Source organism: Endozoicomonas sp. Mp262, assembly GCF_025643335.1.
Lineage (GTDB): Bacteria > Pseudomonadota > Gammaproteobacteria > Pseudomonadales > Endozoicomonadaceae > Endonucleibacter.
The window spans coordinates 1,135,671-1,155,855 of the sequence record NZ_CP092489.1 but is presented as its reverse complement, the minus strand read 5'-3'; the positions used below and the strand labels follow the sequence as shown (position 1 = coordinate 1,155,855).

The following is a 20,185-nucleotide window of genomic DNA, read 5'->3' as shown; positions in this document are numbered from 1 at the left end:
AACCGGAGTTAATAAGGATGGGGAGTCAACCTGCCGTCACCAAAACCGTATTTTTTCTATTGGCCATTATTGCTGCAGTGTCAGGGCTGACATTTTATCAATATATGAATAAACCAGCCCTGACCAAAGACCAGTTGCAGTCAATGGGCGCTGTGGTTTTTGAAAACCCGAGATCCTTTGAGGTTAAGGAGTTGGTCAATCATAAAGGGCAGCCTTTTACTGAAGCAAACCTTAGTGGTGGGTGGGGACTGATTTACTTTGGTTACACCTTCTGTCCGGATATTTGTCCGGCATCCCTGGGGCAATTAAATAAGCTGGATAAAGCGCTGAAAGAAAACGACCCTCTGCTGGCACAGCAAATGCGTTATATGATGGTGTCGGTGGATCCGCGCAGGGATACGGTGGAAAAACTGGGGAGTTATATACCTTATTTTAACCGTGACTTTGTAGGTGTTACCGGCAGTATCACAGGAATTTATCACTTAACCCAACAGTTGAACATTGCCTTTACGCCAGTGGTTGAACAGGAGGATGAGTTTTATCTGGTGGATCATAGCGCAAATCTGGTGATAATTAATCCGCGGGGGGATTATCATGGCTTTATCCGACCCCCTCTGGAGCCGGAAAAACTCAGCATTATTTTGAGCGCTATCGAAAAGGACTATCGTGGCTGATGCAAAAGGCTGACGAGGAATAGAGCAAAGCAGCTAACAACCACTGAAGGCCCTGCGGGAGTGTCAATATACCAGGATGCCGCAAGACCACCGGTGACGCCAGCCATACCAAATAAACTGGCTTTAACGGCCATCTGTTCGGGAGTATTGGAAAAACGCTGGGCGGCAGCAGCAGGGATAATCAACAGGGCGGTAATCAGTAGTACTCCCACAATCTTCATGGCAACGGCAATCACTAGAGCCATCAGCAGGGTTAATACCAGCCTGACTTTTTTTACCGGAATCCCTTCAACCTGAGCCAGCTCAGCATGCACCGACATAGCCAGCAAAGGCCGCCATAGCCAGGTCAGCAGAGCCAGTACAATACTGCCACCGCCATATATCCAGAAAAGATCCTGAAGATTAACAGCCAACAGATCTCCAAACAGATAAGACATCATGTCAACCCGCACGTTATCCGCGAAGCTGACGGCCACCAGGCCCAGGGAGAGACTGCTGTGGGCAAGGATACCCAACAATGTGTCCGATGCGATATCCCGTTTGTTTTGAAGACCGGCAAGCACCACTGCCAGAAACAGTGAACAGACAATCACTGCAAGGTTGAGGTTAACCTCAAGCAGTAATCCCAGTGAGACACCAAGAAGTGCTGAATGGGACAGTGTGTCTCCAAAGTACGCCATTCTCCGCCAGATAACAAAGCAGCCCAAAGGGCCGGTTATAACGGCTACACCATAGCCAGCCAATAAAGCATAGAGCAATAGCTCAGACATTATTTCCCTTCTCCACTACTAGGAATGACCTTGCCATTAACATCGTGCTGGTGGTCATGGTGATGGGTATAAATAGCCAGCTCGTTGGATTCTCCCCCAAAGAGTTTCAGGTAGGCGGGGTGACGTCTGACCTGATGGGGATGGCCAGAGCAGCAAACATGTTGGTTCAGGCAGACCACCTTGTCTGTGGATGCCATCACCAGGTGCAAGTCATGAGATACCATCAGTACTGAGCAATTTTGTTCGTTTCTCAGTTCGGTGATTAAGTGGTAAAGCTCCCGCTGTCCATTAACATCCACCCCTTGCACCGGCTCATCAAGAACCAGCAGATGGGGTTTCTTGAGTAATGCCCTGGCCAGAAGAACACGCTGTAGTTCACCGCCGGAAAGAGACTGAACGGGGGAATTGATTACATTGAGAACGCCGGTTCGCTCAAGGGCAGACTCTATGGCTGGCAATTTTCCACCTGTCAGCGACAGAAACCGTCTGACCACCAGCGGCATACTGTTATCTACATGGAGCTTTTGGGGCATATAGCCAATTTTCAGGCCGGACTGAATCCATCGCACACCGGAATCCGGTTTCTGTAACCCAAGAACAACACGAACCAGGGTGGTTTTACCCGCTCCATTAGGCCCAATCAGGGTGACTATTTCCCCGGGTTTTACCTCCAGGTCAACGCCAGAGAGTATTTTTTGCTCCTGAAAGCGGATATGAACATCACGCAGATTGATTAAAGAGTCAGTCATGGGAGTGCTTTGATTTAGAACAGTTGGTACAGAGTCCTGTTAGCTCTATGGTGGAACTGGAAACGGAGAAACGATGTTCTTTGGCACAGTCATTGAGAGCCTGAGTGATCACCGGATTCTCCATTTCAATGGTAATCCGGCAATTTTCACAGATCAGGAAACAGCTTTGATCCACCTTGCTGGAATGTGAGTCAGGGTTAGGACAGCCAATATAGGCATTGATTGATGACAGGCGATGCACCAGTCCCTGTTCCAGCAGGAATTCCAGAGCTCTGTATACGGTGGGGGGCTGGGCAGGACGGGACTCCTGCCTTGCCAGCTCTGCCAGAATATCATAGGCGCCTACTGGTTGATGGTTCTGCCAGACCAGTTCTAAAACCTTTTCCCTGAGAGGGGTTAATCTTGCACCACGGTTCTGGCAAAGGGTTCTGGCCTCTTGCAGTGCGCTTTTGATGCAAAGGTTATGGTTGTGGGGTTTATAGGCATTATCCTGTGGAGTGGCCATTGTTTACCTGATCTGTACTAGCTGGGTATGTTATATCATAATATTTTTTAGACCAGAAAACGTGCTTTTGCATGAAAATAGTTAATGACGCTTGCTTCCATCAATCACTCAAAAAACAAGGCAAAGAGGTATCCCTTATATTTCTCAGCTCCAGCATTGCCTTGAATTTCTCGGGATCAAGAAAGCAGCGTTCCAGCATTTGCTGGTGGGCGGAGTCCATGGCTTGCTCGGGGTGTACGAAGGTAATAATTCTTGATATCCAGAAACGGAAGGCTGCCAGCCTTAGCATTAAGGGCCAGGCATCTTGTTCGGTTGGGGTGAAGGGGCGAATAGACCCATAGGCTTTTAGCAGAGCGGATGTTTTTAAATGATCCAGCTCCAGGTCTGAATTGATGCACCAGTCATTAACCGTCACTGCGAGGTCATACAATAAATAGTCATGGCAGGACTGATAGAAATCAATCACACCGGTTAACTTATCCCCGGTGAACAGGGCGTTGTCATGAAAGAGGTCACCGTGAATCAGGCCCTTTGGTAATTCTGAGGTGGAAGGAAGTTCGTTTTTTATGCCTTGCCATTGCCCCTGCATATAGTGTACTTCTTCCTTTGGCAGCAAGTTGGATAGCCGCTTCTGTTGTGTATCCAGCCAGTCAATCCCCCTTATATTGCTCTGCTTTAAGCGGGATTGAAGGCCTGCCTGATGAATTTTACCCAGCAACTCACCTACCTGCTGGCAGTGATTGCCATTAAGTTTTTTTAAATGTTCACCGGGAAGGCAGGGGACTATAACTGCCGGCTTTCCTTTTATCCGTTGCACGGCCTTTTCTTGTTTGTCCCTGATGGCAGCGGGTACAGGTAAGCCAGCGCTGTTGAGCTCATCGGTATAATCGATAAAAAATGGCAGGCTGCTTTCAGGCAAGTATTCAAAAATGGTGAGTACATAGCGTTGGGTGTGAAGAGGCGTGGCAATATCGAGGAAGTAGTTGGTGTTTTCCACCCCACCGGCAATGCCCTGGAATGTCACCAGTTCTCCAAGGTGATACCGGGACAACAAAGAGCAGATACCTTTTTTATCCAGCCGGGTGTAAACAGCCATATTTCCCCCCCCATATTGCGATAGAAGCCAGCCTGTTTTTTTTATGCTGGCTACATAAATAACATTATTTCCATTTAAATACCTGCCAGGAGGGTATCAGTATGTCAGGCTTGTCCTGTCGTATAAAGAAGTTGGGGTCTTTGGCGGGAATCAGGAAGTAAGGGGACCCTACTTTGGGAATAACCTGAATACCATACAGAACACCGGCAACACGGTACTCTTTGATTTTGTGTTCTTTGCTTTCCCTGATGACTACGGTGGTGTCATCCCGTCGTTCCAGGTCTTCTGGCCGGAGATCTTTGGGTAACCTCTTTAATTCTTTGGTCAGGGTTTCTGTAGGAGAGGCTTCCTTTCCGTGACTCTTGCCCTGAACATCAGGGCTGGTTGGGGAAGGACTTGTGCAGCCTGCCAGTACTAAGGGAATCACTATCCCCAGCAAGCGGTATTTCATGGCGGACCTCAAAGTTTATTAGAATAGCCTCATTATTTTACTCTAATGTCTGTAAACAGCCATATCATAATGGAAGCAGCCAATGTCTGAACAAGCCAGCGCCCCCCTGATTCTGGTGGATGGGTCTTCATATCTCTACAGGGCATTCCATGCTTCTGAACGAGCCAATTTGCGCACGTCCGATGGGCGACCCACCGGTGCGATCCGGGTGATGACCAATATGCTTAAAAGCCTGGTGCGTCAATATCCGGAAAGCCATGTTGTGGTGATCTTTGATGCCAGGGGCAAGAACTTTCGCCATGAACTCTTTGATGAGTATAAGGCCACCAGAAAACCTATGCCTGATGATCTGCGTTCCCAGGTTAAACCAATCCATGACATTGTCAGGGCCTTGGGGTTGCCTCTTTTGATGGTTGATGGCGTGGAGGCGGATGATGTTATCGGAACCCTGGCCCGGGAGGCTACGGAAAAGAAGATCGATACGGTTATTTCCACCGGGGATAAGGATATCGCCCAACTGGTTACCGAGCATGTCACCCTGATTGACACCATGAATGACGTGAAGACAGATAGGGATGGGGTGGTGGATAAGTTTGGTATTCCGGCGGAGCTGATAATAGATTATCTGGCACTGATGGGCGATTCCAGTGATAACATTCCGGGTATGCCTGGCGTAGGCCAAAAAACGGCACTGGCTTTGTTGCAGGGTATCGGCAGCATTGACACCCTATCGGAGAATCTTGATAAGGTGGCTGCCCTGGGATTTAGGGGAAGTAAAACATTCGCCAAAAAATTTGAAGAACATAAAGACATGGTTCTGCTTTCCCGGGAACTGGCCACCATTAAAACCGATGTTGAGTTACCCCACTCTATCGAGGATCTCAAATCAACACCGGCAGATACTGAAGCATTGCTGACGCTTTATCGTGAGTTTGAATTCCGGTCCATGATCAGTGAGCTGGAAAAGGGTGAAGCCGGGGAAGATGAACAGCCTGCGGTTGTGGCTGACTATACAGTTATTACAGAGCAAAAAGAGTTCCTTCAGTGGCTTGACCAACTGAACCGGTCTGATCTTTTTGCCTTTGATACGGAAACCACCAGTCTGGACTACATGACCGCAGAACTGGTAGGGGTATCCTTTGCCTGTGAACCGGGAAAGGCGGCTTATGTTCCTGTTGCCCATGACTATATTGGTGCTCCGCAACAGCTGGACCGACAGTGGGTATTGGAACAGCTGAAACCATTACTGGAAAATCCGCAACGGAGAAAAGTGGGTCAGAACCTCAAGTATGACCAAAGTGTTCTGGCTCGCCATGGCATAGAACTGAGAGGGATGGCATTTGATACCATGCTGGAGTCTTATGTCCTCAACTCCACCGCTTCCCGACATGATATGGATAGCCTTGCCAAACGGTATCTTGGCGTTTCAACCGTCTCTTTTGAGGCTATTGCCGGTAAAGGGGTAAAGCAGCTGACCTTTAACCAGATAGAGCTGGATAAGGCCGGACCCTACGCGGCAGAAGATGCAGATATTACCCTCAGGCTTCATCAGGCACTCTGGCCTCAGCTGGAACAGGAAGAATCCCTGAAAAAGGTATTTGATGATATTGAAATGCCGCTGGTGGATGTTATTTCCAGAATCGAAAGAAATGGGGCATTGGTTGATGGTACATTGTTGGGGCAGCAGAGTATCGAAATCGGCAAACGGTTGTCTGAGCTGGAAAAGCAGGCTCATGAAGATGCGGGAGAAGTGTTTAACCTGAGTTCTCCAAAACAGCTCCAAGAGCTGCTATTCAACAAGCTGGGACTTCCAGTTATTAAAAAAACACCAAAAGGCCAGCCTTCAACAGCGGAGGAAGTGTTACAGGAGTTGGCCCTGGATTACCCTTTGCCCCGCCTAATCCTTGAGCACAGAAGCCTGAGTAAGTTGAAATCCACCTATACGGATAAACTTCCCCAGATGATTAATCCGGCTACTAGCCGTATACACACCTCCTATCATCAGGCGGGAACCGCAACCGGAAGACTCTCTTCATCAGACCCTAACTTACAAAATATTCCGATTCGTACTGAGGAAGGACGCAGGGTTCGCCAGGCATTTGTTGCGCCTGAAGGCTATACCCTGGTTGCAGCGGACTATTCACAGATTGAGCTAAGGATTATGGCTCACTTATCCGGGGATAAAGGATTACTGGATGCCTTTGCCAATGGCCTGGATATCCATAAGGCCACTGCTGCGGAAGTTTTTGGTGTTGCACTGGATCAGGTGTCCACGGAACAGCGTCGCAGCGCCAAGGCCATTAACTTTGGTTTGATCTATGGTATGTCTGCTTTTGGGTTAGCCCGTCAGTTAGGGGTTTCCAGACAGTCTGCCCAGGAGTATATCGATCTCTACTTTGATCGTTATCCCGGTGTACTTCGATATATGGAAGAAACCAAGGCCTCAGCAAAGGAAAAAGGCTATGTAGAAACACTCTTTGGCAGACGGCTGTACTTATCCGAGATTAACGCCCGCAACGGTATGCGCCGACAAGCAGCAGAAAGGACAGCCATCAATGCCCCTATGCAGGGAACAGCGGCAGATATTATTAAAAAAGCCATGTTATCTGTGGATCAATGGCTGGTAAACAGCGCTATGGATGCCAAGGTCATTATGCAGGTTCATGATGAACTGGTATTGGAGGTTGCAGATAAGGATCTTGAGGTGGTTGTTGTAGGTATAAAAGATAAAATGGAGAAGGCCGCCAGTCTGGATGTTCCATTACTTGTTGAGGTGGGCGCAGGTGATAATTGGGATCAGGCGCACTAAATAACTTTTTTATATTTTTTTCAAAGACCCGGAACTTTTCCGGAAAAGGGGAGTCTGATGTTATATGAGCAGCCAAGAGTGGCACTCATAAACTCCTTGTGTGTTTAGTGTTGGCAAAATGCAGCCTCTATTCCCGATAGATGTTGCGAACTATATAACCAGTTACCGTCTCCCCCGAAGGTAACTGGTTTTTTTTGCTTTTTTTTTCGAATACCGGGAACTTTTCCGGAAAAGGGGAGTCTGATGTTATATGAGCAGCCAAGAGTGGCACTCATAAACTCCTTGTGTGTTTAGTGTTGACAAAATGCAGCCTCTATTCCCCTATAGACGTTGCAGTTTATATAACCAGTTACCACCTCCCCCCCCAAAGGTAACTGGTTTTTTTTATGGTAACCAAACCCTCTGTGCCTTGCTTTCAGTGCGATCCAGGTATATCCCGAAGTCTACTCCAATACCTGTCATGGTTTTCTATATCAGGATTACTTCTTTGAGGTAAACAAAGCAGTAAACGAGCTGGTCAGCACAACAGTATAGTTAAAGGAGAGAGGGAATTATTTTGAGGGAGTAGATAAAGCAAAGCTTTCTGTATAAAAAAATAATGATGGCCAGGGAAGGAGGGCCACCATATAAATCAATACAACGATAATAAAACAGGGAGCAACAGGCTTTTACACTTTGAGGAAGGAAGTAAGAAAGGCAACAACTATAAGCGGCATTCCTGTCTTGCTTATTCGATTGATGGCAAATCAACCAAGCCCATCACCACCTGCGAGTCACTCTACAAAAGCTTCCCGTGAATCTCAAGAAAAAGTAAATGAAGTGTCAAAATGGATGAAGAAGATAAATAAAATGCCTGATAACCGGAGGAATATTCTGTCTCTATTGTAAAAACAGTGACTTAGTCTTCACCTCGGGTAGGGGCACAAGGCTGCACATTGGTGCTGAGCCTTGTGCTAGCAAACCCGCTATTATTCTTCAGATAGGTTAGATGCTTCTTCCAATAGCCAGTCATCAAGGGTTGCAGACAATTGTTCAACGCCTGCCTTCTTCAGGGAAGAAAAAAGCTGGATACTGACAAGAGGATAGTCCCGAAGCTGATTTTTAAGTTTGTTCAGAACTTGTTTGGCAGCCCCCTGTTTTAGTTTATCTGCTTTTGTTAGCAATATATGCAGTGGCAGCTGTGATTCAATGCTCCACTGAAGCATCATCTGGTCGAACTCCTTCATAGGATGTCGGATATCAACCAGCAGCACCAAGCCGCACAGGGATTCCCTGCGGGACAGGTAATCATTAAGGTGATACTGCCACTCTTTTTTCATGGCTTCCGGGACCTTGGCATAGCCATATCCTGGCAGGTCTACCAGGTAAAGCCCTTCTTCAACGGTAAAAAAGTTAATCAGCTGGGTTCGACCCGGGGTTTTACTGGTTCTTGCCAGTTTGCTGGAGCCTGTGAGTGCATTAAGGGCGCTGGACTTACCGGCATTGGAACGGCCTGCAAAGGCAACTTCACGGCCAGTGTCAGGAGGACACTGATTTAGCTTGGCGGCACTTTTCAGAAAGTGGGTTTTTTGATAATTCAAAGTAGTTTGTTCAGTCATAGAGAAAGTCGGCTTTGCATGGGGAGCCAAAAGTAGTGACAATAGTACTAGCCCCTTATTATATACTTTCAGCTTTTCAGGGGCATATGCAGTAAGATTGAGTCTCCTGCTATGGCTTTTAAAGCGTAGTAGGGTCAGACGAATAATAACAGCCATTCGTGGCAAATGCCGTAGCTGGGTCAGGTATGAATAAAGTCATTCTCAGTCTGGTAGTATCTTTGGGAGTAACAGGTTTGGCGCTTGCCAAAGGAGATGCTGCCATAGGTAAGTCAAAAGTTTCCAATTGCACAGCATGTCATGGTGCTACAGGGGTTAGCCTGGTACCGAATTATCCCAACCTTGCTGGTCAGGGGGAACGCTATCTGGTTAAACAAATAATGGATATCAAGTCTGGAGTCCGTAGTGTTCCTGAAATGATGCCCTTTGTCAGCAATATCACTCTTGAGGACGCTGAAGATATGGCGGCATTTTATGCCAGCCAGTCAGCACCAACAGGTGTTACGGATAAAAAATATATTTCTCTTGGTGAAGAACTCTATCGCGCAGGGAATGCCAAAAAAGGGATTCCTGCCTGTGGGGCATGTCATTCTCCTTCAGGCCAGGGAAATTCATTGGCGGGATTCCCGTATATCAGCGGTCAACATGCCCAGTATACTGCCAAACAGCTGCGTGACTTCAGGGAAGGAGAGCGGATGAATGATGGAGATACCAAAATTATGAGAATGATTGCAGAAAAACTCAGTAATAAGGAAGTTGAGGCTGTATCTCACTATATCCAGGGACTGGGTATGTAGCTTCTGCATAACATAGATGGTGGCAGGATAATCTACTTATCCGTATGCCTATTCTGCCTGGTAAGACTCCAGTGGGTAGAGTTCCTTGTTGGACTCTATCGCATCATTCGTTAGTGTTTAATGACCTATTTATTTGTTCAGGAGTTCTCTATGGCAAAACTGGTGCGGTACCTGTGGTTGCTTGTTCTTATACCTCTTGCTGTTCAGGCTGAGGTGGCCAAGCCTGTTGATAGCCTTAAGCCGGCAGCTGTTGCCGGGGATAAAAAGCCTTCTGTTGCCAAAACTATTTATAAGGAAGGCAAGGACTATCGAGTGCTGAAAATGCCAGCCCAGACCGATACAAAGGCTGACCAGGTGGAAGTTGCTGAAGTATTTTGGTACGGCTGCCCTCATTGCTACTCTCTGGAAGGCATTGTGGATGCGTGGAAGCCGAAGTTGCCAAAGGATGCTCATTTTGTTCGGGTGCCTGCTTTCTACGGCCCCAATATTTGGAAAACCCATGCCCAGCTTTACTATACTCTTGACAGCATGGGGATCCTGGAGAAGGTGCATGATGCAGTCTTTAACGAAATTCAAAACAAGAAGAACTATCTGAAAAATAGCGATGCCATGGCAGCGTTTTTAAATAAAAATTATGGGGTAGAAAAAGCAAAATTTGAAAGCAGCTTTAATTCCATAGGAATTGTCCATCAGTTGCTGAAAGCATCTTCCATGATCAGAAGCTATGGTTTAACAGGCGTTCCTGCCATTGTAGTTGATGGGCGCTATGTTGTTGAGCCACGCCTTGCCGGTTCACTTGAAAATATGACAGCCATTAGCGACTACCTGATTACCAAGGTTAAAGCTGATCGAGAGAAAGAAAAGGCCGATAAGAAACTAAAAGGTGATAAGACACCAGGTAAGCTTCCAGAAGTAGCTCCGGCTGCTTGACCCTGAAGCCTGGTTTTCTCTTAGTCATAGATAAGCCCTGAGTGTTTATAGACATCAGGGCTGAGGCAATTGATAAAATGCCTATCCGATCATTAAAAGGTGCTATTTCCCGCCGTATAAACAGACAAATGTCTCGCCAGGTTCATTGTAGAGAGCTGGAATTCAACAACTCTTATCCTTTTTTGAACCGCCCTATTCGATTGCTTAGTTACAATATACAGGTTGGAATTAATACGCAGTTTTACCGGCACTATATAACCAAGGGTTGGCAGCACGTACTTCCTCATTCTGACAGGGTTGGCAATCTTGACAGGATTGCTTCAGTATTGCCTGACTTTGATATTGTAGCCCTGCAGGAAGTGGATGGTGGCAGCCTGAGAACAGGATTTGTCAATCAAACCGAATACCTTGCCCTTAAAGGACATTTTCCCTACTGGTATCAACAATTAAACCGGAATCTTGGAAAACTTGCCCAGCACAGTAATGGCCTGCTAAGCCGGTTTCGGCCTTTGGCCCTGGAAGACCACAAGTTGCCGGGACTGATTCCCGGGCGAGGCGCTATTATGGCGCGTTTCGGAGAAGAGCAAAATCCTCTGATAGTTGTAATGATGCATCTGTCTTTGAGCCAGAGGACGCGAAACATTCAGTTGTCTTACATCAGGGAGCTTATTGAGGGGTATGACCATGTAGTATTGATGGGGGATATGAACACCCATGCGGATCAGTTGTTACATGACTCTCCTTTGAAAGATATCGACCTTCATGCTGTTAATTGGGGGGAAAACACCTTTCCAAGCTGGCGACCCAAACGTTCTCTGGATCATGTTCTGGTGAGTCCATCCTTACAGGTTAACCAGGTCAATGTTCTTAATATGCCTGTTTCTGATCACCTACCCGTTGCTGTCGAAGTTGAGATACCGGGAACATTTCCGCAAAAATAAGAGGCTTTTTAATTAATTTATGAAGGGATAATTAGAAAAATAGTGACAGTTAATATGTCAGGTCAAACAGAAGTCGTTTGAAGTGAGAATAAAAAAAGACTTGGCATCGGAGGGGGAAGGAGGAGGGGTGATGCCAAGTCTTAACAAAATTCCAACCAGAGTCAGGGAGTAATTAACGCCATTAATAATACGTCAGCAACGTTTTATTGCCATCAGTAGATGGTCGTTGGTTGATACGTAATCGGACTGACAGGTTTGGTGGTCGATATCGGCAGGGTGTCGGGTATAATATTTTTTGTCTGATGAGATTAGTTAGCTTTAGCTGTGGTGATGTGATCATGCGAATGTTTTTGTTGTAAAGTCAGAGTGTAATACTTATTTTTTAGGTGGAAATTCTGTTTTTTGTACTGCTGTTGTAGTCATAGTTTATTCATCTGGTCTTATTGGTATTCCTTCCTTTTTTATATGCAGTTTGACATAACCTGAAATTATATGAGTAAAGTAAAAATTGGTGTTTTTGGTTCCGCATTTGATCCTCCAACCCGGGGGCATCTTGATGTGATCAGCCAGGCAGCTCCTTATTTTGATAAGATTCTTCTGGTTCCCAGCGCATCTCATGCATTTGCCAAGACCATGCAATTATTTTCCCACAGACTTGCAATGCTTGACTGTTTTGTAACAGAGGCAGCCATTGACTCATGTGATATGGAAGTATGTGACCTGGAATATCAGTTGTTGGCAGAGACTCCGGACTCGGCAGTCTATACCTACGATTTGATGGATGCTCTTGAAACATATTATGGTAAGACGGTGGAGCTCAGTTTTATTCGAGGCCCGGATAATGCCGTGCCTGAAGTTTGGAACAGGTTTTACAGGGCCGGTGATATCGAAAAGCGCTGGAAACTGTTTACGGCAAAAGAAAGAGTCCAGGCAAGAAGCAGTCAGGTTCGTCAAGCCATTGCTGGCGGCCTGCTGGAGTCTCGATGTGAAAATGGATGTGTTTTGAATTCATTGCTTTTACCGACAGTCCAGGACTACATTCAAGGTAAAGGTTTATATCAATCCTGAAGGAATGACTATGAAGCTCTCGGGCTTGGGTTGCCAAGACGTAGATATTGAAGAGAAGACGGCCCTTTCTTCAGGGTTTTTGAAAGTCTGGTTGTTTAAACTTCGCCATCGTTTATTTGATGGCAGGGAAAGCAGGCTGCTTGATCGGGAAACCATTATCCGGCCTCCCTCTGTGGGCGTTCTGTTATATGACCCTGTACTTCACTGCGTTGTATTAGTTGAACAGTTTCGGCTTGGTCCTTTTGCATCAGGTGAGGATCCCTGGTTGCTGGAGATCGTTGCGGGTATTTCCGAACCCGGGGAAAGCCTGGAGAGTGTGGCTTATCGGGAAGTACAGGAAGAATCTGACTGTTCCATACAGAAGTTAATGTCAATTGCTGATTTTTATATGAGTCCCGGGGCTTCCAATGAAAAAATGAAGCTTTTCTGCGGTATTGTTGATGCCAGTGAAGCGGGAGGCACTTTTGGCCTGGCTGAGGAAGGAGAAGATATCAAGGTGCATGTCATTCCTTTTGATGAAGCCTATTCAATGGTGACTGATGGACGCATTGCCAATGCTCCGGCAGTGATTGCCCTGCAGTGGTTAAAATTGCATCATAAAGAATTAGGGGCTGTTGACGTTTGATCGTGAGCACACGAGCAAACGTCAACAGCCCCTAGCAGCCTGTCGGACTTAGCTCTGACCTACTGCGAAAAAGCCGGATTTGGCCATTTTTTATGCTGATTCTCGTTAAATAGAACCACTATTCGCCTCGAATCAGCATAAAAAATGGCTCAAACCGGTCTTTTTCTCGCTACGATCGGCTAAGTCCGACAGGCTGCTAGGGATATAGGTCTACCGGGATCTACTTTTGGCATCAGGACGCCGGAGGAGGAATATGGTTAAAGCCACTGCTGCTCATACTTTATTGGCTTTTTTAATTCTTCTTACAGGATGTCAGGGAAGTGTCTCGGGCTTGTACCGGGATGGGTTTCCTGGCACGGCCTCTTGGAGTATTTTGCCATTTATCAATTATTCACAGGCTGAGGGGGTGGGAGCCCAGGTGGAGCGAATGCTTTTTGTCCTACTGCCCTCAGTGGGTGTGGACAATCCTGTACTGTATCCAGACTCTGTAGCTTCCGGTTCTACTGAAAAGCTTGCGAAGCCTGGAAGTTTAAAGCGGGCTAAAAACTGGGCGGATGTTCAGGGTGTCGGGTTTGCCATTGGAGGGGAAATTCAAGACTGGTTTATTGACCGGGATGGGCGCCCCCAGGTTGCCTTGACGCTGTATGTTACTGATGCCAGGACAGGACAGGGGCTTTGGAGTGTCAGCGGGGCAAGTGAGGGAATGGCGGGTGAAAATATCCATAAAGTATGCCAGAACCTGATTGTTGATCTTCTGGAGTCCATGCCTGTCAATCGGCGGCAATAGGACTATAGGTTCTGTTGACATAAGATTACGTGCTCAGCTCAACCGGGAGCGATTGTGGCAAGGCGCGATTACGCAGGAATACTGATGTCTTTCAAGTGATCGTAACGCAGTCCACAATCGCTCCCGATTGAGCCCTTTGGGTATTGCGGAATGCGGCCTTACAAACCACTGAGCTCGCAATCTTATGTCAACAGAACCTAATTAAGGAGGCATTTTTAATGCTTTATGCTCTCAGGGATGAGAAGGGTGCAATTATGGCTGTTTCTGAAAAGGCCATTACGTCTGACTGGAAGCCTGTTAGTCTGGAAGATGAGGCGCTTCACGCTTTTTTAAATAACAACCCTGCTATTGGCAATAAAGTGATGCAGGCGGCGGATGCCGACTTTATTCGGGTGTTGGAAGATGTCATTGATCTTTTGATCCACAAGGAGCTGATTCAGTTTACTGAGCTGCCCGGGCCGGTTCAAACTAAACTATTGAACAGGCGGCGCTACAGGGAAGAGCTAAAAAATAACAAAGATACCACTCAGCTTCTCGATAATGATGACAGTTTAATTTAGCGTATCCTGAAATGCGTTGTCGGTGATGCTATCTCTGCTCACCGGAGGCTGTTTTTCAAATAAAACAGGATAATCCATCATCGGGACATCTGGTTTGTCAGGTCGTTTCATAAAGAACAGTTCTCTATTATTTGTGACTGTTCGGCATATACTAGTACATCACGTCCAACATATTGAAATGATGTACTGGCCCGGGTATTTCATAAACATGCTCCCGGCCTTGCTTGTCCTTTGCGGCTCTAAGAAAATTTTGTTCAGTCGACCGTACTCCCCGGTACGGCGCTCCTTCACAAAATTCCTTAGAGCCCACAAAGTCCAGCGCAATGCTCGGGGCAGTTTATGAAATACCCGGGCTAGATGTCACCCAAGCTGTCATAGGTCAAAGTCAGTATGCCAAGAACCTACCGCCTTTTGATTTCATGCCCTGATGCCAAGGGGATTGTAGCGGCCGTTAGCAGTTTTATTGCGTCACAGGGAGGCTGGATTGCTGAAGCCAATCATCATTCAGACCCCATCAATCACCGCTTTTATATGCGGTATGAAATTCTGGCAAATAGTATTCCGCTTACTATTTACCCGTTTTATGACTTGTTTTGTGACCTCGCGCAAAAATGGAATTTTTCCTGGAGCATTACGGATTCTGATATTCCACGCCGTGTCGCCCTGCTAGCCAGTAAGCAAGCCCACTGCCTGTCTGATTTATTGTACCGTTGGCGAAGTGGCGACCTGGTGATGGATATTCCCTGTGTTATTTCCAATCATGAAGACTTGAGGGACTATGTAGAATGGCATGATATTCCTTATCACTGTGTCCCCGTTGATAAGAGCAATAAAGAAGCCGCTTTCAATAAAATGACTGAGCTGTTGGCCGGGCATAATATTGATACTGTTGTCCTGGCCAGATACATGCAAATACTGCCACCTGATTTATGCCAGGACTATGTTAATCAGGTGATTAATATCCATCACAGTTTTTTGCCTTCCTTTGTTGGTGCAAAACCCTATCACCAGGCCTATGAAAGGGGAGTTAAGCTGGTGGGGGCTACCTGTCATTATGTGACCTCCGAGCTGGATGCTGGCCCGATCATTGAGCAGGATGTGGTTCGGGTTGGGCATCATCACCTGCCTGAAGACATGGTACGTTTAGGAAAGGATGTGGAAAAAACAGTGTTAGCTCGAGGTCTTCGATATCATCTGGAAGACCGGGTGATTGTTGATGGGGCAAAAACTATTATCCTGGACTGAGTTTCTTGTGGATAACTTTTTTTATATTTTTATTTCCGAGCTTTTTAGCTGTGAATAACTTTTAGGGAAATAGTCTTTCAGGGCTGCCTCTTATAGTTGAAAGCAATGCCAGGGAGGTGAAAATGAAGCTGGAAAGCTGTCCGTGTTGTGGTGGAAAGGCTTATTTTGCAGACATAACCGCAAACGAGCTGCGAATGTGGCAGGTGACTTGTGAGCAGTGTGGTCTGTCTACAGAGTACGATGAAGACAGAGCATATTGCCGGGATCGCTGGAATCTACGTCAGGAAAAAGCACGATTAAAAACGTGGTTAACAGCCCTGGCAGCCCTGGTTCCTTTTTTTGCCGTAGCCTCTTTTTTTGCGGGAGGTCTGGCTGGCATGACATTTTGGAAATGAGGATTGGGTTGATGGAGGATAAGGCTTCAGACTATTCACCATCAACCATCAACCATCAACCATCAACCATCAACCATCAACCATCAACCAGCATTGGCTATATCACGATTCAAGCAATTATAGATACCGTTAACCAGTGAGTTGATAAAGTGAATATAGCCTTGTTCATCAACTGCAATGTTTTCACCCAGAGGGTCCAGCTCGGCGATCTGTACCGGGAGTCCTTTTGTCAGGCTATCTATATAAGTGGGTTTGAATTGGGGTTCTCTGAATACACAGGTAGCGCCAGCGTGCTTCAGTTTATTTCTTAATTCCTCTAGATGTTTTGCTCCAGGCGGCTGTTGAGGGTTTAAGGTAAAGTGGCCTGCAATATTCAGATTATAACTATCCTGAAGATGACCATAGGCATCATGAAATACAAAAAAGGGTTTATGTCTGACGGCTTCAAGTTGCTGATTGTTTTTCTCGTCAGCCTGTTTTAGCCTCGCTTCGAAAGCCTTTAGATTGGCACTGTATATTTTTCGATGCTCCGGGTTTTGGTCAATGGCCTGTAGCTTTGTATTAATTGCCCGAGCCATTAACAGGGCATTATTGGTACTTAGCCAGATATGGGGATCGACACCACCATGGTGATGATGGCCGTGATCATGGTGGTGATGATGGTCATGATCATGTTTTTTGGTGTCTTTTTCTGCCTGGTGGCTATGATCCTTATGCTGGTGAATCCCCTGGATTGCCATCATTTTCATGGCTTTATCGCCATTGGCATTCTCAAGTATTTTATTGAGGGACACTTCCATATTTGGACCCACCCATAGAATCAGGTCAGCTGAATCCAGTTTTCTTCGGTCAGAGAACCTCAGGCTGTAGTCATGAGGGGATGCTCCCGGTGGAAGAAGTACTTCAGTGTTGGATACATTGCTGGTAATAGCCTGGGCAATAAGCTGAAGAGGCTTGATGGAGGCCAATACTTTTGGAGGTTCACCGGCATATAAATGGGTAGCTGCCGCCAACAGAAGACCTGATATCCAGGCTTTATAGGATTTAGTTAGCAAGTGCATCATGGATGGAAAGTACTTCTTAAAAATGAGATGTTATAATATAACATTTATTAAGTGTCAATTTTCATTATAGAATCGTTACTGGCTACAATTCCCCGTCAACAGCCCCTAAACACCAGCATACTGCTCCCCTGCACCAAGCCAGCGGTTAATTAAAGATTTGGAGTGGTCCGGGGCTTCATTAATTAAATGTTCTGCGGCGGTACGAACATCATCAAGAAGATCGTTGTCCCGCTCAAGGTCAGCAACCTTAAACTGGGCTAATCCCGTTTGACGGGTTCCGAGTACTTCACCGGGGCCACGGAGTTCCAGGTCTTTTTCGGCAATAACAAAGCCATCGGATGAATTTCGCATGACCAGCAGCCGCTCTTTGCTTGGTTGGGAAAGTGGTGCGTGATACATCAGCAGGCAGTGGCTGGCAATACTGCCCCGCCCAACCCGTCCTCTGAGCTGGTGTAGCTGAGAGAGGCCGAGGCGTTCAGGGTTTTCGATAATCATCAGGCTGGCGTTGGGTACATCCACGCCTACTTCTATCACGGTGGTTGCCACCAGAAGATGGAGATGCCCCTCTTTGAAAGCTGTCATCACTTCGGCTTTTTCGGCAGGCTTCATTCGGCCGTGAACCAACCCTATGGATAACTCTGGCAATGCCTCTTTCAATTGGTCTGCTGTGACTTCGGCTGCCTGACATTGCAGGGCCTCGGATTCTTCAATCAAGGTGCATACCCAGTAGGCCTGACGCCCTTCCAGACAGGCGTTTCTGAGGCGTTCCATGACCAACTGTCGCCGGTCATCGCCAATGACTGCAGTGTTAATGGGGGTTCTTCCCGGCGGCAGTTCATCAATGATTGAACAGTCCAGGTCCGCATAAGCGGTCATTGCCAGTGTTCGGGGGATAGGGGTAGCGGTCATGATCAATTGATCGGGCTGACCACCGCCGCCATTTTCACCTTTCTGACGAAGGGCAAGGCGCTGGTGGACACCAAAACGGTGCTGTTCGTCAATAATGGCCAATCCCAGTTTTTTAAAGACTACGTCGGCCTGGAATAAGGCATGGGTCCCAACAACCATCATGGCTTCACCACTGGCAATATGCTCCAGCGCCTCCTGCCGCTTCTTGCCCTTGGTTTTTCCGGAAAGATAGGCAACGCTAATACCCAACGCTTTAAACCAGTCGCTAAAGTTACGGGCATGTTGTTCTGCAAGAATTTCCGTTGGTGCCATAATGGCGGCCTGATAGCCATTTTCCAGCGCCTGTAGAGCGGCCATGGCGGCCACTACAGTCTTGCCTGATCCCACATCCCCCTGAACCAGCCTTAGCATGGGGGCTGAACTTGTCATATCCGTGCTGATTTCATCCAGTACTTTATTTTGTGCCCGGGTTAGAGTGAAAGGCAGTTGTGTTTTCAGAGCCTGAATCAATTGACCTGTTGGTGGCAAACTAAAGCCACCCACATTTCGAATCTGTAACCGGCGTTTTTGAAAACTCAGGTTATGGGCTAGCAGTTCTTCAAAGGCCAGTCGCCTTTGCGCAGGATGCCGTTCATTCCCCTGAAGTGATGAGGCCAGGCTTGTGGGAGGCTGGTGAAGTAGCTGGACGGCCTCTGTGAGGGAGGGCAACCGGAACCGGTTCAGCAGGTTATCGGGTAGCCATTCCTGAAGGGCTTCATTACGGGTTACCCAATCCAGTGCCTGCTCACAAAGAGAACGTATACGCTGCTGGGTTAATCCATCGGTTGTAGGATAGACAGGTGTCAGGTTCTCTTCGGTCTCAACAGGAGCATCAGGCTGGATGACCCGATATTCCGGATGGTAAAGCTCCCAGCCACTGGCACCACGGCGTGGCTCTCCAAAGCAGCGGATAGTGGCACCAGGGCTTAAATTATTTTTTTGTGCTCCTGAAAAGTGGTAAAACCGCAAACCAACAGTTCCGGTACCATCATTAATTTTGCACAGCAGGCTGCGTCGTTTTCCCATGAGGATCTCAGAAGAAGCAACGGTTCCCTGAATGACCGTTTCACCCTCTAGCTGTAATTCCCTGATTGGCGTCACACGGGTTCTATCCTGATACCGCAGGGGCAGGTGAAACAGTAAATCCTGCAATGAGAAAATATTCAGCTTTGCCAGCTTGCTGGCCAGGGCATCGCCCACGCCCTTGAGTGTCGTTACAGGGATTTCGTGGAGCGACTGGGACACGGCGTGGTTATCTCCTAAGGTTTTGTCACAGAACACTGTCGCAGTGCCAGTGAAAGTATCTCAATAGCCTTCGGTCTCGGGAAACTGGCACGCCAGGCCAGGGCTACGGTACGGCACGGCGCAGGAGACTTAAAGGGTCTGGTAATTAGCACATTGGGGGCATAGTGGCTGTCAACCAGTGCTGATTGTGGCAGTACACTGATCCCCATACCTGAAGCCACCATATGCCTGATGGTTTCCAGGGAGGTGGCTTCAATGCCGCCATTGTCTCTACCGGTATCTTTCTTCTGAACCAGCGTCGGACAAGCCTCCAGCACCTGATCCCTGAAACAGTGACCTTCTCCCAGCAACAAAAGTTCCACTTCATTTAATTCCAGGGGACAGATTTCTTTTTTTGCCTCCCAGGGGTGCCCTCCAGGTAACAGCACCCGGAAGGGTTCATCATAAAGAGGCTGGGTCAGTACATCGGCCTCGGTAAAGGGGAGAGCAATGATAACAGCATCCAGTTCACCCATTCTGAGCTTATGGCGTAATACAGAAGTAAAGTTTTCTTCTATATAAAGTGGCATATTGGGTGCAGCCTGGGCTAACTGGGGAACCAGGTGGGGAAATAAATAAGGGCCAATGGTATATATTGCACCTACCCTTAAGGGGGTTGAGAGTTGGTCACGCCCGGTATTGGCTAGCTGTTTGACGGCAGCGGCCTCTTCCAGGACTTTCTGCGCCTGCCGAACCACTTTCTCGCCCATGGGGGTTACCCGAACAGAGCTGCGGGTACGTTCAAACAGTGCGATACCCAGTTCATCCTCCAGCTTTTTAACCCCAACACTGAGTGTTGGCTGGCTAACAAAGCATTTGGCAGCCGCCTGACCAAAGTGCTGCTCTCTGGCAAGAGTAACTATGTACCGAAGTTCTGTCAGAGTCATTGTGT

20 protein-coding genes are annotated in these 20,185 nt (G+C 47.3%); 11 read left to right on the top strand and 9 right to left on the bottom strand.

Annotation, left to right across the window (positions count from 1 at the left end; genetic code table 11):
• The first annotated feature begins 17 nt into the window (after nt 1–17).
• A complete protein-coding gene (locus MJ595_RS05070; RefSeq protein WP_263081393.1) occupies nt 18–674 on the top strand; it encodes an SCO family protein in 657 nt (218 codons plus the stop codon).
• Here MJ595_RS05070 and znuB read toward each other — a convergent pair.
• From znuB to MJ595_RS05045, 5 genes are all read right to left on the bottom strand, one after another.
• Nucleotides 662–1,444: a zinc ABC transporter permease subunit ZnuB gene (znuB, locus tag MJ595_RS05065; RefSeq protein WP_263081392.1), complete on the bottom strand. Its 783-nt coding sequence runs from the start codon at nt 1,442–1,444 to the stop codon at nt 662–664. The genes MJ595_RS05070 and znuB overlap by 13 nt on opposite strands.
• Entirely contained in the window at nt 1,444–2,193 is a 750-nt protein-coding gene (gene znuC / locus MJ595_RS05060) for a zinc ABC transporter ATP-binding protein ZnuC (RefSeq protein WP_263081391.1), read from the bottom strand. The genes znuB and znuC overlap by 1 nt, the downstream gene beginning before the upstream one ends.
• Nucleotides 2,186–2,698 carry a transcriptional repressor gene (locus MJ595_RS05055; RefSeq protein ID WP_263081390.1) on the bottom strand — a complete coding sequence of 171 codons (513 nt, stop codon included), beginning with the start codon at nt 2,696–2,698 and terminating at the stop codon, nt 2,186–2,188. Before MJ595_RS05055 ends, znuC begins: the two co-directional genes overlap by 8 nt.
• Before the next feature lie 100 nt (nt 2,699–2,798).
• Nucleotides 2,799–3,794 carry a homoserine kinase gene (locus MJ595_RS05050; protein WP_263081389.1) on the bottom strand — a complete coding sequence of 332 codons (996 nt, stop codon included), beginning with the start codon at nt 3,792–3,794 and terminating at the stop codon, nt 2,799–2,801.
• Between the two features lie 64 nt (nt 3,795–3,858).
• Nucleotides 3,859–4,245 carry a DUF2782 domain-containing protein gene (locus tag MJ595_RS05045; protein WP_263081388.1) on the bottom strand — a complete coding sequence of 129 codons (387 nt, stop codon included), beginning with the start codon at nt 4,243–4,245 and terminating at the stop codon, nt 3,859–3,861.
• 82 nt (nt 4,246–4,327) lie between these two features.
• Between MJ595_RS05045 and polA the strand changes: the two genes are divergently transcribed.
• The gene (gene polA / locus MJ595_RS05040; RefSeq protein WP_263081387.1) at nt 4,328–7,054 is read left to right on the top strand and encodes a DNA polymerase I; all 2,727 of its coding nucleotides are present in this window, start codon (nt 4,328–4,330) and stop codon (nt 7,052–7,054) included.
• 968 nt (nt 7,055–8,022) lie between these two features.
• On the opposite strand, the gene yihA is transcribed toward polA, so the two are convergent.
• On the bottom strand, nt 8,023–8,652 hold the full coding sequence (gene yihA / locus MJ595_RS05035) for a ribosome biogenesis GTP-binding protein YihA/YsxC (protein WP_263081386.1): 630 nt from the start codon (nt 8,650–8,652) through the stop codon (nt 8,023–8,025).
• A 185-nt stretch (nt 8,653–8,837) separates the two neighbouring features.
• On the opposite strand from yihA, the gene MJ595_RS05030 reads away from it, so the two are divergent.
• The 9 genes from MJ595_RS05030 (at nt 8,838) to MJ595_RS04990 (ending at nt 15,997) form a co-directional block, all read left to right on the top strand.
• Nucleotides 8,838–9,446, top strand: a complete 609-nt coding sequence (locus MJ595_RS05030; RefSeq protein ID WP_263081385.1) for a cytochrome c4 — start codon at nt 8,838–8,840, stop codon at nt 9,444–9,446.
• Between the two features lie 150 nt (nt 9,447–9,596).
• A complete protein-coding gene (locus tag MJ595_RS05025; RefSeq protein WP_263081384.1) occupies nt 9,597–10,376 on the top strand; it encodes a thiol:disulfide interchange protein DsbA/DsbL in 780 nt (259 codons plus the stop codon).
• 77 nt (nt 10,377–10,453) lie between these two features.
• A complete protein-coding gene (locus tag MJ595_RS05020; protein WP_263081383.1) occupies nt 10,454–11,317 on the top strand; it encodes an endonuclease/exonuclease/phosphatase family protein in 864 nt (287 codons plus the stop codon).
• Between the two features lie 492 nt (nt 11,318–11,809).
• Nucleotides 11,810–12,385, top strand: coding sequence for an adenylyltransferase/cytidyltransferase family protein (locus MJ595_RS05015; protein WP_263081382.1), 576 nt, complete (start codon nt 11,810–11,812; stop codon nt 12,383–12,385).
• A gap of 10 nt (nt 12,386–12,395) precedes the next feature.
• Nucleotides 12,396–13,010, top strand: coding sequence for an NUDIX domain-containing protein (locus MJ595_RS05010; protein WP_263081381.1), 615 nt, complete (start codon nt 12,396–12,398; stop codon nt 13,008–13,010).
• 253 nt (nt 13,011–13,263) lie between these two features.
• On the top strand, nt 13,264–13,797 hold the full coding sequence (locus tag MJ595_RS05005; RefSeq protein WP_263081380.1) for a hypothetical protein: 534 nt from the start codon (nt 13,264–13,266) through the stop codon (nt 13,795–13,797).
• 218 nt (nt 13,798–14,015) lie between these two features.
• A complete protein-coding gene (locus MJ595_RS05000) occupies nt 14,016–14,357 on the top strand; it encodes a tryptophan synthase subunit beta like protein (RefSeq protein WP_263081379.1) in 342 nt (113 codons plus the stop codon).
• A 390-nt stretch (nt 14,358–14,747) separates the two neighbouring features.
• The gene (gene purU, locus MJ595_RS04995) at nt 14,748–15,602 is read left to right on the top strand and encodes a formyltetrahydrofolate deformylase (protein WP_263081378.1); all 855 of its coding nucleotides are present in this window, start codon (nt 14,748–14,750) and stop codon (nt 15,600–15,602) included.
• A gap of 122 nt (nt 15,603–15,724) precedes the next feature.
• Nucleotides 15,725–15,997: a hypothetical protein gene (locus MJ595_RS04990; RefSeq protein WP_263081377.1), complete on the top strand. Its 273-nt coding sequence runs from the start codon at nt 15,725–15,727 to the stop codon at nt 15,995–15,997.
• An 83-nt stretch (nt 15,998–16,080) separates the two neighbouring features.
• On the opposite strand, the gene znuA is transcribed toward MJ595_RS04990, so the two are convergent.
• The 3 genes from znuA to MJ595_RS04975 form a co-directional block, all read right to left on the bottom strand.
• Nucleotides 16,081–17,061, bottom strand: a complete 981-nt coding sequence (znuA, locus tag MJ595_RS04985; protein ID WP_263081376.1) for a zinc ABC transporter substrate-binding protein ZnuA — start codon at nt 17,059–17,061, stop codon at nt 16,081–16,083.
• 105 nt (nt 17,062–17,166) lie between these two features.
• Complete coding sequence (recG, locus tag MJ595_RS04980; RefSeq protein WP_263081375.1) at nt 17,167–19,254, bottom strand: ATP-dependent DNA helicase RecG; 2,088 nt, start codon at nt 19,252–19,254, stop codon at nt 17,167–17,169.
• Nucleotides 19,255–19,268: 14 nt separating this feature from the next.
• Nucleotides 19,269–20,180 carry a LysR substrate-binding domain-containing protein gene (locus MJ595_RS04975; RefSeq protein ID WP_263081374.1) on the bottom strand — a complete coding sequence of 304 codons (912 nt, stop codon included), beginning with the start codon at nt 20,178–20,180 and terminating at the stop codon, nt 19,269–19,271.
• Nucleotides 20,181–20,185: the final 5 nt, after the last annotated feature.